At 61.5% G+C, this 13822-nt stretch carries 14 protein-coding genes; 13 read left to right on the top strand and 1 reads right to left on the bottom strand.

Annotated elements, in window-relative coordinates:
- The first annotated feature begins 1 nt into the window (after position 1).
- Entirely contained in the window at positions 2-1021 is a 1020-nt protein-coding gene (gene ruvB / locus ACR0JC_RS06635; protein ID WP_170337873.1) for a Holliday junction branch migration DNA helicase RuvB, read from the top strand.
- Positions 1022-1031: 10 nt separating this feature from the next.
- Here the strand turns inward: ruvB and ACR0JC_RS06630 are convergent, their stop codons facing one another.
- Entirely contained in the window at positions 1032-1766 is a 735-nt protein-coding gene (locus tag ACR0JC_RS06630) for a hypothetical protein (RefSeq protein ID WP_170337875.1), read from the bottom strand.
- A 150-nt stretch (positions 1767-1916) separates the two neighbouring features.
- Between ACR0JC_RS06630 and ACR0JC_RS06625 the strand changes: the two genes are divergently transcribed.
- From ACR0JC_RS06625 to ACR0JC_RS06570, 12 genes are all read left to right on the top strand, one after another.
- The gene (locus ACR0JC_RS06625) at positions 1917-2540 is read left to right on the top strand and encodes a hypothetical protein (RefSeq protein ID WP_170337877.1); all 624 of its coding nucleotides are present in this window, start codon (positions 1917-1919) and stop codon (positions 2538-2540) included.
- Complete coding sequence (gene ybgC / locus ACR0JC_RS06620) at positions 2537-2920, top strand: tol-pal system-associated acyl-CoA thioesterase (RefSeq protein WP_093962779.1); 384 nt, start codon at positions 2537-2539, stop codon at positions 2918-2920. Before ACR0JC_RS06625 ends, ybgC begins: the two co-directional genes overlap by 4 nt.
- A gap of 108 nt (positions 2921-3028) precedes the next feature.
- Complete coding sequence (gene tolQ, locus ACR0JC_RS06615; RefSeq protein ID WP_170337879.1) at positions 3029-3724, top strand: protein TolQ; 696 nt, start codon at positions 3029-3031, stop codon at positions 3722-3724.
- Between the two features lies 1 nt (position 3725).
- Entirely contained in the window at positions 3726-4202 is a 477-nt protein-coding gene (gene tolR, locus ACR0JC_RS06610; RefSeq protein ID WP_170337881.1) for a protein TolR, read from the top strand.
- A 9-nt stretch (positions 4203-4211) separates the two neighbouring features.
- Positions 4212-5303: an energy transducer TonB gene (locus tag ACR0JC_RS06605; RefSeq protein WP_170337883.1), complete on the top strand. Its 1092-nt coding sequence runs from the start codon at positions 4212-4214 to the stop codon at positions 5301-5303.
- Positions 5300-6619, top strand: a complete 1320-nt coding sequence (tolB, locus tag ACR0JC_RS06600; protein WP_093962775.1) for a Tol-Pal system beta propeller repeat protein TolB — start codon at positions 5300-5302, stop codon at positions 6617-6619. Before ACR0JC_RS06605 ends, tolB begins: the two co-directional genes overlap by 4 nt.
- Positions 6620-6706: 87 nt before the next feature.
- Positions 6707-7210, top strand: a complete 504-nt coding sequence (gene pal, locus ACR0JC_RS06595) for a peptidoglycan-associated lipoprotein Pal (protein WP_093962774.1) — start codon at positions 6707-6709, stop codon at positions 7208-7210.
- Between the two features lie 4 nt (positions 7211-7214).
- Positions 7215-8045 carry a tol-pal system protein YbgF gene (ybgF, locus tag ACR0JC_RS06590; protein ID WP_170337885.1) on the top strand — a complete coding sequence of 277 codons (831 nt, stop codon included), beginning with the start codon at positions 7215-7217 and terminating at the stop codon, positions 8043-8045.
- Complete coding sequence (tilS, locus tag ACR0JC_RS06585; RefSeq protein ID WP_170337887.1) at positions 8042-9295, top strand: tRNA lysidine(34) synthetase TilS; 1254 nt, start codon at positions 8042-8044, stop codon at positions 9293-9295. Before ybgF ends, tilS begins: the two co-directional genes overlap by 4 nt.
- A gap of 76 nt (positions 9296-9371) precedes the next feature.
- A complete protein-coding gene (gene ftsH / locus ACR0JC_RS06580; protein WP_170337890.1) occupies positions 9372-11288 on the top strand; it encodes an ATP-dependent zinc metalloprotease FtsH in 1917 nt (638 codons plus the stop codon).
- A gap of 107 nt (positions 11289-11395) precedes the next feature.
- The gene (locus ACR0JC_RS06575; RefSeq protein WP_170337892.1) at positions 11396-11992 is read left to right on the top strand and encodes an MOSC domain-containing protein; all 597 of its coding nucleotides are present in this window, start codon (positions 11396-11398) and stop codon (positions 11990-11992) included.
- A gap of 144 nt (positions 11993-12136) precedes the next feature.
- Positions 12137-13813: a formate--tetrahydrofolate ligase gene (locus ACR0JC_RS06570; RefSeq protein WP_170337894.1), complete on the top strand. Its 1677-nt coding sequence runs from the start codon at positions 12137-12139 to the stop codon at positions 13811-13813.
- Positions 13814-13822: the final 9 nt, after the last annotated feature.

Below are 13822 nucleotides of genomic sequence, written 5' to 3'. Positions count from 1 at the left end.
AATGGTTGATGCCGACCCGACCCTGCGCCCTCAGCCTCTGCCCGAGGACAACGACCGCGCCTTGCGCCCGCAGGGGCTGGACGAATTCATCGGCCAGGCCGAGGCGCGGGCCAATCTGCGCATCTTCATCCAGTCGGCCCGCCAGCGGAACGAGGCGATGGACCACACGCTGTTCCACGGCCCTCCGGGCTTGGGCAAGACGACGCTGGCGCAGATCATGGCGCGCGAGTTGGGGGTGAACTTCCGCATGACTTCGGGGCCGGTTCTGGCCAAGGCCGGGGATCTGGCGGCGATCCTGACCAACCTCGAAGAGCGCGACGTGCTGTTCATCGACGAGATCCACCGCCTGAATCCGGCGGTGGAAGAGGTGCTGTACCCGGCGATGGAGGATTTCGAGCTGGATCTGGTGATCGGCGAGGGCCCCGCGGCCCGTACCGTGCGGATCGAACTGCAGCCCTTTACCCTGGTCGGGGCGACCACGCGGATGGGCCTGCTGACCACCCCGCTGCGCGACCGGTTCGGCATTCCCACCCGGCTGCAATTCTACACCGTGGAAGAATTGCACGAGATCGTCACCCGCAACGCCCGCAAGCTGGGCGCGCCGGCCGATGACGACGGTGCGCGCGAGATCGCGCGCCGGTCGCGGGGCACTCCCCGTATCGCCGGGCGGCTGCTGCGGCGGGTCGTGGATTTCGCCATCGTCGAGGGCGACGGCCGCATCACGCGCGAATTGGCCGATGGCGCGCTGACGCGGTTGGGCGTCGATAATCTGGGCTTGGACGGTGCCGACCGCCGCTATCTGAAACTGATCGCCGAAAATTATGGCGGTGGCCCGGTAGGGATCGAGACCTTGTCGGCCGCCTTGTCCGAGAGCCGCGACTCGCTGGAGGAAGTGATCGAGCCCTATCTGCTGCAACAGGGCCTGATCCAACGCACGCCGCGCGGCCGGATGCTGGCGCAGAAGGCCTGGACGCATTTGGGCATGGCCGCGCCCAAGGGACAGAGCGACCTGTTTGGCTGACGACTGTAGATCAGCCTTTACGCTCGCGGATTTTCACCAGCATCTCGTACTCGGGTTCGAAATGAGGACGGAATGCGGCCAATTTTTCCGCAGACAGCTTTTTGCGTGACAACGACCTGTTTTCGTGGCGCATAGGCAAGTCCACCGAGAACAACGCCTGGGCGCTTTCAAGCAAATTGCCGAGTTCGTGAAAGAAACCGACTTGATCTAGAGAGGACACAGCCTCGACAGCCTCGTCCACGTCGAAGTTTTCGCTGAACATAAAAAGCTGACGCAGCAGGTGATCGCGGTCAGCGGATGCGATGAAATCGGCAAAGTCGCCCTTCGCCCAATCGCCTTCGGATGCCAGGCAGGGGTGATCGACGCCGTTTTCAATATACCCTTTCAGCATCAAAAAGTGGCTGTAGGCCCGCTCGACCGGATCGCGGAACACAGTAAATGTGCAGGTCTTGGCAGGCACCTTCAGTGAATGGAACGGCGAATGTGAAAACGCGTAGGCAAAGCTGCCCGCCTTTATCAGCCGCTCGTTCCAGCCGACCGCAGGTCCGATCTCGCCGGCAATTCGGTGTTTGGGGGCGCCCGCAAGAGCTTTCACTGTCACACGCTTGCCGGCGAACGCCGACAGGAACGCCGCATTCAACGAAGAGCCGGCTGTTTTTCTGATGTGATAATGGTAGACGCGGTCAAATTCAGGAGTTAGCCGTCCTTTGTGCTGTGGCGGATTTCTTCTGATCCAGGAAAGCATTGGGTCGATGTTTCGTCCTTGTCAGAGATGGCCGAGACCGTCTGTTCTGGTAGTGTCGGTAACGCCTGGCAACATGGCGTTTGTCGTGGGCATATCTTTGTTTGCGACAGTAAACAACGGCCCCGAGACTGAAAAAAGAGGGAATTGCCAATGACGCCTGAGGGTGTTGCCGAGTTGTTTTGCCGCGCGGACGGGAACTATCTTTTCGCACGTTGGGGACGGCCCATCGTGCCGATCGTATTTGGTGTGGAAGACAAGACGCTAGCAACGGTCAAAGGCGCGTTCGAGGCGGTCGTGGCACTGGCCGGCCATAAGATGGCCGAGACCGACCCCGAGTTGGGCGCCAACTGCATGGTGTTCTTTTTTCGCGATTGGGCCGAGCTGCTTGAAGTGCCTGACCTTGACCGGCTGATACCGGACCTCGCGCCACTGGTCGAGCGGCTCGATGCTGGCGGAGCCAACCAGTATCGAGCCTTCAGGTTCGATCCGGACGGCGCGATCCGTGCTGCGTTTGTCTTTGTGAGGATGGACCGTGAGCTGTCGAAAGTTTCAGCCGAAACGCTGGCTTTGTCGCAGGTCGTTCAGACTATTCTGTTGTGGTCGGACACAGCCTTCCGAGAGCGCTCGCCCCTGGCCGTGGCGGGAGACACGACGATCCTGCGGCCCGACATTGCCGCGCTGATCCGTGCAGCCTATGATCCGGTTTTGCCGGCGGTGGCGCGGGACCCGTCCCATGCGCTGCGGCTGTTCGCACGCATGGAGCCGACGCAATGAAGCATGTCTTTCCCGTCCGCGTCTACTACGAGGACACCGACATGGGGGGCGTGGTCTATCACGCCAACTATTTGCGCTATATCGAGCGCGCCCGGTCGGATTGGGTGCGCAACCTGGGCAATGACCAGAACGCAATGCGCGAGGCTGGTATCATCTGGGTCGTGCGAAGGGTCGAGGCCGACTATCTGGCGTCTGCCCGGTTCGACGACGAGTTGCTGGTCGAAACCGAGGTCGTCGCGATTTCCGGCGTGCGACTGACCATGGCTCAACTCATCCGGCGCGGCGAGACCGAAGTCTTCCGCGCGACCGTGACGGCCGTTTGCGTCAATCAGGATGGCCGGCCGATCCGGCTCCCGGCAGAGATTCGCGCATTGCTGTAACAATTTGCTCAGCCCCTGTGGTTCTGTTGGCAATTTGCCCCTAACTACGCTAGCGTTTGGCAAAACAAGGCCAATCAACGGCTGTCAGGCAAAACAAAGAGCAGGTTCATGGAAGCTGAAACGCTGGCGCTGGCGCAGGAGATCGATTTCTCCATGTGGGGGCTGTTCGCCCGTGCGACATTCATCGTGAAAGTGGTGATGCTGATCCTTGTGGTCGCATCCTTCTGGTCATGGTCGATCATCATTCAAAAGCTCATCACCTATCGCAGCGCGCGACGCGAAGCGCAGGTGTTCGACGAGGCGTTCTGGTCGGGCAACCCGCTGGACGAGTTGTTTGAACAGATCGGAACGCAGCCGGATGGCAGTTCCGAAAAGATCTTCGCAGCCGGCATGATCGAGTGGCGCCGCTCGCACCGCGCCGACGGTGGACTCATAGCCGGCGCACAGGCCCGGATCGATCGTTCGATGGATGTGGCCATCGCAAAAGAGGCCGAAGGCTTGCAAAAGGGGCTTTCGATCCTTGCGACCGTGGGTTCGACCGCGCCGTTCATCGGCCTGTTCGGTACGGTTTGGGGCATCATGAACGCCTTCATCGAAATCGCCGAACAGCAGAACACAAACCTGGCCGTCGTGGCGCCGGGCATCGCCGAAGCTTTGCTGGCGACCGGGCTTGGCCTGCTGGCCGCAATTCCGGCCGTGATCTTCTACAACAAACTTAGCGCGGACAGCGATCACATCGTTGGCGGATACGAGGCTTTTGCCGACGAATTCGCAACCATTCTGTCCCGCCAGTTGGACAGCTGACATGGGTGCGGCGATCCAGCAATCGTCTGGCGGCAACGGACGACGCCGAGGGCGGCGGCGCGGGCGTGCGCAGCCGATGGGTGAAATCAACGTCACACCCTTTGTCGACGTGATGCTGGTGCTGCTGATCATCTTCATGGTCGCGGCTCCGCTGATGACCGTGGGGGTCGAGGTTGATCTGCCCAAAACTGCCGCCAGCGCTCTGCCCGGCGACAACGAGGAACCGCTGACCGTCACGCTGACAGCCGAAGGGCGGGTTCAGATACAGACCACCGAGGTGTCCCGCGACGAGTTGATCGGTAAGCTGCGCGCCATAGCTGCCGAGCGCAGCAGCGACCGCGTCTACCTGCGGGCCGATGGCGCCATTCCTTATGCGCAGGTCATGCAGGTCATGGGTGCGTTGAATGCCGGCGGGTTTTCGAATGTGGGCCTTGTCACCGATACTGGCGGGCCGGCGCTGGACGCGGGCGGAGAGTGAGGCTGCGCGGTGGATACCGGCACCAAGATTTCGGCGATTGCCCATGTGACATTGATCGGATGGGCCCTGTTCGGCGGCACGTTCCGATCCGAGCCGCTGCCTTTTGCAGTGCAGGAGGTGTCGGTGGTTTCGGCTGAGCAATTCGCTGCCCTGACGGCGCAAAGCGATGCGCCCGAAGTTCCGACGCCCCCCAACGCATTGGAAGATCCGATCGTACAACCCCCGGCACCCGAAGTGCCGGAGCCGTCGGTCGAAGAACAGCCGCGCCCCGAGCCGGCCACGCCACCTGAACCGGAGCCGGAGCCGCAACCCGAGGCAGTTGAGACTCCACCTGAACCCGAAGTGATCGAGCAGCCTCCGGTACTGGATGAACCGGAACCCGAGGTTGCGGTTTTGCCGGCGCTGCCCGAGTCCCAGCCCCGCCCGGCGGACAAGGTGGCCCCCGAACCCATCGCTCCGCCGCCACTGGATGCAAAGCCGGACGATATCGAAACACCGGCGGTTTCGCTGGATGAAGGGGCTGAGATCCAGCAGGAGCAGCAAGACCAGACCGCGCCCGAGGAAGCCACGGACCAGATCGTGACCGAGGCGGAAGAGGCCAAGGACCTGTCGCCACAAAGCTCGCCGCGTCCCCGGGTTCGGCCCAATCGGCCCAAGCCTACGGAAACCGAACAGACCGCGACCGCCGAGCCTGTCGAACAGGCTGCGGAACCCGACGAGGCCGCGATCAATGACGCGCTGGCCGAGGCCTTGGGCGGTGCGTCCGAGCCGTCCGGTCCGCCTCTCACAGGCGGTGAAAAGGATGCGATGCGTCTGGCTGTTTCGCGGTGCTGGAATGTGGGCTCGTTGTCGACCGACGCGCTCAAGACGGTTGTGGTGGTCGGTTTCTCGCTGAACCGCGACGGCTCGATCGTTCCCGGCAGTCTGCAGCTTCTGGATAGCTCTGGTGGCTCGGACGGTGCCGCAAAACAGGCATACGAGGCCGCCCGGCGTGCGATTTTGCGCTGTGGAGCAAAAGGATATGACCTTCCTGCTGACAAATACGAGCATTGGAAGGATATTGAGATCACCTTCAATCCCGAGAGGATGCGGATCAAATGATGAAACTTCTGACCAGCCTCTTCGTTGGCCTGACCCTTCTGTCGGCCCCCGTGTCTGCGCAAACCGGCCCACTTCGGCTGGAATTGGATGAAGGCATCATCGAACCTTTGCCATTTGCGGTGCCCAGCTTTGTACCGGACAGTCCGGCGGCCAGCCAGTTTGCGGCTGACATCAGCCGCGTCATCGCCGAAGACCTGACCGGAACCGGCCTGTTCCGTGAGATTTCGCCGGATGCATTCATCAGCCGTGTCAGCAGTTTCGAAGCGCCGGTCCAATTTGCGGATTGGAAGGCGATCAATGCCGATGCGCTGGTCACCGGCGCGGTGAATGTCTCGGGCAATACCCTGTCCGTCCGGTTCCGGGTCTGGGATGTATTCTCGGGTCAGGAATTGGGCAACGGCCTGCAATTTGCCGGTACAACCGAGGGCTGGCGTCGAATGGCGCACAAAGTGGCTGATCAGGTTTACAGCCGCATCACTGGTGAGGGAGGCTATTTCGACAGCCGCGTGGCTTTTGTCTCGGAAACCGGCCCAAAGGATCAGCGCCGCAAGCGGCTGGCCATCATGGACTATGACGGGGCGAATGTTCAGTACTTGACCGACAGTGCCGCGATCGTTCTGGCCCCGCGCTTTTCGCCAACGGGCGACCGGCTGCTCTATACCAGCTACGAAAGCGGCCGGCCGCGGATTTACGTTCTGGATGTTGGCCGGGTCAAGCGGCAGGAATTGCAGACTCAGGAAGGTACGATGAGTTTCTCGCCGCGCTTTTCGCCTGATGGCCGCTCGATCGTCTATTCGCTGACGCAGGGCGGCAATACGGATCTGTGGAAAATGGATCTGGCATCCGGGCAAAGCGTGCGCCTGACCAACACGCCTGCAATTGAAACCGCGCCCAGCTATTCACCCGACGGATCGCGGATCGTCTTCGAGAGCGACCGGTCCGGCAGCCCTCAGCTGTACATCATGCCGGCAAATGGCGGTGAGGCGACCCGCATCAGCTTTGGCCAGGGGCGCTATGGGACGCCCGTCTGGTCACCACGCGGAGATCTGGTGGCCTTTACCAAGCAGAACAAGGGCCGGTTCCATATCGGCGTGATGCGACTGGACGGTAGCGAGGAGCGGCTGTTGACCGCCTCGTTCCTGGACGAGGGACCCACATGGTCGCCCAATGGCCGGGTCATCATGTTTGCGCGGGAAACACAGGGCGCCAGCGGGCGTTCGACCCTGTACTCGGTCGACATTTCGGGCCGAAATCTGCGCCCCGTACGCACCCCGGACGGTGGCAGTGACCCGTCCTGGGGGCCACTGTTGAATTAAGAGACCACCGGTCGGGCCGAAGTTCACAAGGCAGGCTGGCTGTGATAGACAGACGTCAATAAACAAACGGGACAAGAGGCAACAGAAATGAACGTATTGAGCAAGTTTGCGGCTCTGGGCGCGCTGGCGCTGGTGGCCGCATGTACCAACAACGATCCCTCGGCTTTGGGCGGTGGCGCCGGCGGCAACGGCGCAATCGTCCCGGGTTCTCCCAGCGACCCACGTTCGCCCGCCTATTTCCAGCAGGCGATCGGTGACCGGGTCCTGTTTGCCGTGGATCAATCCACGCTCTCGCCCGAGGCGCAGACGATCCTTCAGGGGCAGGCCCAGTGGCTGTTGGCCAATACCGACTACGTCGCCACGATCGAAGGTCACGCGGATGAACAGGGCACGCGGGAATACAACCTTGCGCTGGGCGCCCGTCGGGCGAATGCAGCGCGTGAATACCTGATTTCCCGCGGTGTGGCCGGAAACCGTCTGCAGACGATCAGCTATGGCAAGGAGCGCCCGATCGAAATCTGCAGCACCGAGGAATGCTATTCCAAGAACCGCCGCGCGGTCACCGTGCTGACCGGTTCCACAACGGGGTAACAGGATGAGAATTGCGGGATTGGTTCTGGCGGCGGCTTTGACCCTTGCCAGCGGCGCGCAAGCGCAGGATCAGCAGACTCTGGCCGATATTCGCCAGGAACTGACGGTGCTGCATGTCGAGATCCAACGGCTCAAGCGCGAGTTTTCCACGACAGGTTCGCCCGCGCCGAACCTGTCCGGCAGTTCGATATTGGAACGCGTTGACGCCATCGAGGCCGAGTTGCAGAGGCTGACCCGGCAGACCGAGCAGCTGAATCAGCGTGTTCAGAATGTCGTGACGGACGGAACCAACCGGATCGGAGATCTGGAGTTCCGTCTCTGCGAGCTGGAGCCCGGTTGCGAGTTCACCGGCGAAGACACACCAACATTGGGTGGAGATAGCGACACAGCGGCCATCACCGCTCCGGTGACGACGCCCGGCGATGCCGCCGACGGCGACCAGGTCGAACTGGCCGTAGGTGAACAAGCCGATTTTGATGCCGCGTCGCAAGCCCTTGCGGACGGAGATTTCCAGACGGCGGCCGATCTTTTTGCGCAATTTGACAGCGCGTATCCCGGAAGCCCGCTGGCCCCCGAAGCCAATCTGAGGCGAGGGCAGGCCCTCGAAGGGCTGGGTGATACCCGCGAAGCGGCCCGGGCTTTCCTTGCCAGCTTTACTGGCGATTCCGAAGGGCCGGTGGCCCCCGAGGCCTTGTACGAACTTGGGGCAGCATTGGGCCGGTTGGGCCAGGTTGACCAGGCTTGTATCACGCTTGGAGAAGTCGGCGTCCGTTTCCCGTCGTCCGCCTTTGTGGCCACGGCAACCGAGGAAATGGCGTCGCTGAGCTGTTCTTGAGCTCACCAGCCGACACCCTTCCGGAGCGCGTCAGGGCGCTGTCGCCCGAAACGCTTCCGTCGCGACTGGGCGTGGCCGTGTCCGGTGGAAGCGACTCGCTTGCATTGCTGCATCTTTTGGTCCGGATCGCCCGGGATGAAGGTGTTCGGCTGTTTGCGGCCACTGTCGACCACGGCCTGAGGTCGGATGCGGCCGCCGAGGCCGCCAGTGTTTCCGAGACATGCGCACATTTGGGCGTGTCCCATATCACTCTGAAATGGACAGGATGGGACCGGTCGGGAAACCTGCAGGATCAGGCACGGCAGGCGCGCTACGCCCTGCTGCGGGACTGGGCGGTGTCGCAGGACATTTCCGTGGTCGCTCTGGGCCACACCGCAGATGATCAGGCGGAAACCGTGTTGATGCGTCTTGGGCGCGCCGCTGGCGTGCGCGGATTGTCGGCCATGTCTTTTGCGCGCGATCTGGACGGGGTCACGCTATGGCGACCTTTGCTGGGCGAAACGCGCACCGCTTTGCGGGACTACCTGCGGGCTGAGGGGGTGCGATGGATCGAAGACCCTTCGAATCAGGACCTGCGCTTTGACCGGATCAAAGCCCGCGAGGCGTTGGGCCATCTGTCCGGCTTGGGGATTACGGCTGAAACTTTGTCCCGCGTTGCCGCGAACCTCGGGCGTGCGAACCGGGCGCTTGAGCATTTTGCGCAGGAATCCGCCCGCCGTGTTGCGAAGGAGATAGCTTGTGCGGTGCGTGTGGATCGCGCCGGTTTTGCCGCGCTACCTGAAGAAATACAGCGTCGGCTTGTAGTCGGTATCCTCCAGCGGATCTCGGGTCCGGGGTACCCGCCGCGGCAAAGCAAAGTCGAGCAAGTCGTACAGGCCGTCATTGCGGGACGTTCGTCGACGCTGAGCGGTTGTCAAATCCTGACGGACGGGAATAGTTCGTGGTTTTGCAGAGAGCTGACCGCCGTTTCGGCATGCGTGGCCCGACCGGCCGAACTCTGGGACGGGCGTTGGATCGCGACAGGACCGGACACGCCCGGAGCACAGATCCGTGCGCTTGGCGAGACCGGGTTGCCACAAGTACCCGACTGGCGCGCGACAGGGGTGCCGCGCATGGTGCTGATGGTCACGCCCGCCGTTTGGCTGGGCGACCAAATCGTGTCTGCGCCATTTGCCGGTTTTTTGAACGGATGGTCGTTTGAAATGAACCCGAAATTCCCCGAGTTTTCGGCTTCTTTTTTATCGCATTGAACCTGCTTCAATCATCTCTATTTTAAGAGGCAACCCGGCAGCGCCTCATCTGCCGATGTCTTTTGGGAGAATTTTCTTGGGCAACGCTCGCAATATAGCCTTCTGGGTCGTTCTCTTCCTGTTGATCCTTGCACTGTTCAATCTGTTCAGCGGACCGGGAGGAACCCTTCAGAGCAATGAAAAAACCTATTCGGATTTCGTAAGCGCCGTCGAAGCAGGCGATGTAAAAGGCGTGACGCTGGATGGTGAGCAGATCCGTTACACAACCGGTTCCGGCGGGAATTTCGTCACGATCAAGCCCGGTGATGCCGAAGTCACCAAGCTGCTGATCGAGAAAGACATCCCCGTGCGGGCAGAAAAGCAGCAGCAATCGGGTTTCCAGTCTTTCCTGATCACGCTGCTGCCGTTCCTGCTGCTGATCGGTGTCTGGGTCTATTTCATGAACCGGATGCAGGGCGGTGGCAAAGGCGGTGCCATGGGCTTTGGCAAGTCCAAGGCCAAGATGCTGACCGAAAAGCATGGTCGTGTGACCTTTGACGACGTGGCGGGCATCGACGAGGCCAAGGAAGAGTTGGAAGAGATCGTCGAATTCCTGCGCAACCCGCAGAAATTCTCGCGCCTTGGCGGCAAGATCCCGAAAGGTGCGCTGCTGGTTGGCCCTCCGGGTACCGGTAAGACGCTGCTGGCCCGAGCGATTGCGGGTGAGGCCGGCGTGCCGTTCTTCACCATCTCCGGCTCGGACTTCGTGGAAATGTTCGTGGGTGTGGGCGCGTCCCGCGTACGCGACATGTTCGAACAGGCCAAGAAGAACGCGCCCTGCATCGTCTTCATCGACGAGATCGACGCCGTGGGTCGCCACCGTGGCGCCGGATATGGCGGCGGCAACGACGAGCGGGAACAGACTCTGAACCAGCTGCTGGTCGAGATGGACGGGTTCGAGGCTAACGAGGGCGTCATCATTTTGGCTGCAACCAACCGCAAGGACGTGCTGGACCCGGCGCTGCTGCGCCCGGGCCGCTTTGACCGCCAGGTGACCGTCGGCAACCCGGACATCAAAGGGCGCGAAAAGATCCTTGGGGTTCACGCCCGCAAGACGCCTTTGGGTCCGGATGTCGATCTACGCATCATCGCCCGCGGCACACCCGGCTTCTCGGGGGCTGATCTTGCCAACCTGGTGAACGAAGCCGCGCTGATGGCCGCACGGGTCGGTCGGCGTTTCGTGACCATGGAGGATTTCGAGAACGCTAAGGACAAGGTGATGATGGGGGCCGAGCGCCGTTCGATGGTGCTGACCCAGGACCAGAAGGAAAAGACCGCCTATCACGAGGCCGGCCATGCCGTGGTCGGCATGACCCTGCCGTTGTGCGATCCGGTCTACAAGGCCACGATCATCCCGCGCGGCGGCGCGCTGGGCATGGTGGTCAGCCTGCCTGAGATGGACCAGCTGAACTATCACAGGGACGAATGTGAGCAGAAGCTGGCCATGACCATGGCGGGCAAGGCGGCCGAGGTCATCAAATACGGCGAAGACCACGTCTCGAACGGCCCAGCGGGTGACATCATGCAGGCCAGCCAACTGGCACGGGCCATGGTGATGCGTTGGGGCATGTCCGACAAGGTCGGCAACATCGACTATGCCGAGGCGCATGAGGGCTATCAGGGCAACACGGCCGGGTTCTCGGTTTCGGCCCATACCAAGGAACTGATCGAGGAAGAGGTCAAACGGCTGATCCAACAGGGATATGACCGCGCCCATCAGATCCTGACCGAACATAAGGAAGAATGGGAGCGTCTGGCTCAGGGTCTGCTTGAATACGAAACTCTGACGGGTGACGAAATCAAGCGCGTCATGAATGGCGAACCGCCGAATGAGAGTGACGACGAAAGCGACAAGTCCGATCACGGCAATGCCGCGAGCGTGACGGCGATTCCCAAGACCAAGGTCAAGAAGACCCCGCCCGAGGGCGGGATGGAGCCTGAACCTTCGGCATGATACAACAGACCCGGCCCCAGAGCCGGGTCTTTTCTTTTCGGCCTTTCCATCAGGGCAGCGAGCGTTAGGCTGCAGCGAACTTTGATCCGCTGTCGAAAGGAAATGGCATGCCTGTCCTGCGTGAAACCGAATTCAAGGCCCGGGTCGTCTGGTTGGGCCACGTTCCCGCCGGGCACTCCCTGCGGGCTCAGCCGGTGCCGCAGCTCGACCTTGGGTTCCCGGGCGACATTGGCGCGCGACATGAAGGGCTCAATCGACCATCCTGCGTGCGGGTCAAGAACCTGTACCCGGAAGGCACCGAAATCCGCAACGTGCGACAGCTGACGATCCTGGCTGCCGAGGAAATGGCGGCCATTGCTTCTGACATGGGCGTGGACCGGCTGGATCCGGCCCTTTTGGGTGCAAGCATCGTTGTCGAGGGCATTCCGGATTTCACGCATGTTCCGCCCTCGTCACGGCTGCAGGCGGATACGGGATTGACCATGACAGTCGACATGGAGAACCGCCCTTGTGTTCTGCCCGGACGTGGAATCGAAGCAGAGTCACCGGGGCACGGCGCCCGCTTCAAACCGGCCGCACAGGGCCGGCGCGGGGTGACCGCCTGGGTCGAACGGCCGGGACTTCTGAGGCTCGGAGACAGTCTGACCCTGTTCGTCCCCGATCAGCGCGCATGGGACCCAAAACAGACGGCGGTTTCCGATTAGATACGTCCGAACAAGGCCTACGCCGTTTCGCGGCCTGAAAATGTCGGAATCCACATCCATTCAAACCGTACACAACGGTATGGATTTGACAGCACCGACGCGCGGCGTCGGTTTTGCACGGAATTCAATCAGGGATCTTGCCCAATGAGCTACAAATCCGACATTGAAATCGCTCGCGAGGCGAACAAGAAGCCAATCCAGGAGATTGGTGCAAAAATCGGCATCTCGAGCGACGACCTGTTGCCCTACGGCCATGACAAGGCCAAGGTAAGCCAGAATTTCATCAACTCGGTCCAGGACCGCGAAGATGGCAAGCTGATCCTTGTGACTGCAATCAACCCGACGCCTGCGGGCGAGGGCAAGACCACCACAACCGTCGGCTTGGGTGATGGCCTGAACCGGATCGGCAAGAATGCGATGATCTGTATCCGCGAGGCCTCGCTTGGTCCGAACTTCGGCATGAAGGGTGGTGCGGCGGGCGGTGGCTATGCGCAGGTCGTGCCGATGGAAGAGATGAACCTGCACTTCACCGGTGACTTCCACGCCATCACCTCGGCCCACTCGCTGCTGTCGGCGATGATCGACAACCACATCTATTGGGGCAACGAACTGGAAATCGATACCCGCCGCGTCGTTTGGCGCCGGGTCGTCGACATGAACGACCGCGCCCTGCGCCAGATCACGGCCTCTTTGGGGGGCGTGTCGAACGGTTTCCCGCGTGAAGCAGGTTTCGACATCACCGTTGCGTCCGAGGTTATGGCGATCCTGTGCCTGGCCAACGACCTGAAGGATCTTGAAAAGCGCTTGGGCGACATCATCGTGGCCTACCGCCGCGACAAGTCCCCGGTTTACTGCCGCGACATCAAAGCCGAAGGCGCGATGACCGTTCTTCTGAAAGACGCGATGCAGCCCAACCTGGTGCAGACGCTGGAAAACAACCCGGCCTTCGTGCATGGCGGCCCGTTTGCCAACATCGCGCATGGCTGCAACTCGGTCATCGCGACCAAGACCGCGCTGAAGGTAGCCGACTATGTCGTGACCGAGGCCGGTTTTGGGGCCGATCTGGGCGCCGAGAAGTTCATGAACATCAAGTGCCGCAAGGCCAGCATTGCGCCGTCGGCCGTGGTTCTGGTTGCAACGGTTCGCGCGATGAAGATGAATGGCGGCGTGGCCAAGGCCGATCTGGGCGCGGAAAACGTGGATGCGGTAAAATCGGGCTGTGCCAACCTGGGCCGTCACATTGAAAACGTGAAATCGTTCGGCGTGCCGGTCGTCGTGGCGATCAACCACTTCGTCACCGATACCGATGCCGAGGTTCAGGCGGTCAAGGATTATTGCGCCGAGCATGGGGTTGAGGCGGTTCTTTCGCGGCATTGGGAACTGGGCTCGGAAGGATCTGCAGACCTGGCAAAAAAAGTCGTTGAACTGGCTGATGCCGGTACCGCGAATTTTGCGCCGATCTACCCTGACGAAATGTCCCTGTTCGAAAAGATCGAGACCATCGCCAAACGCATCTACCGCGCCGACGAGGTTCTGGCTGATGCCAAGATCCGCAACCAGCTGAAGGAATGGGAAGCCGCCGGATACGGCAATCTGCCGGTCTGCATGGCCAAGACACAGTATTCCTTCTCGACCGATCCGTCGCTGCGCGGCGCGCCCACTGGCCACTCGGTTCCGGTGCGCGAGGTGCGCCTGTCGGCGGGTGCCGGCTTTATCGTGGTGGTCTGCGGTGAGATCATGACAATGCCCGGTCTGCCCCGCAAACCGGCGGCTGAGACAATCCGCCTCAACGACGAAGGGCAGATCGAGGGCTTGTTCTAAGCCGCTGAA

It is taken from the genome of Ruegeria sp. CH5 (genome assembly GCF_056537025.1).
Note: the sequence above shows the minus strand (reverse complement) of the source record. Positions and strands in the feature narration are given on the sequence as shown.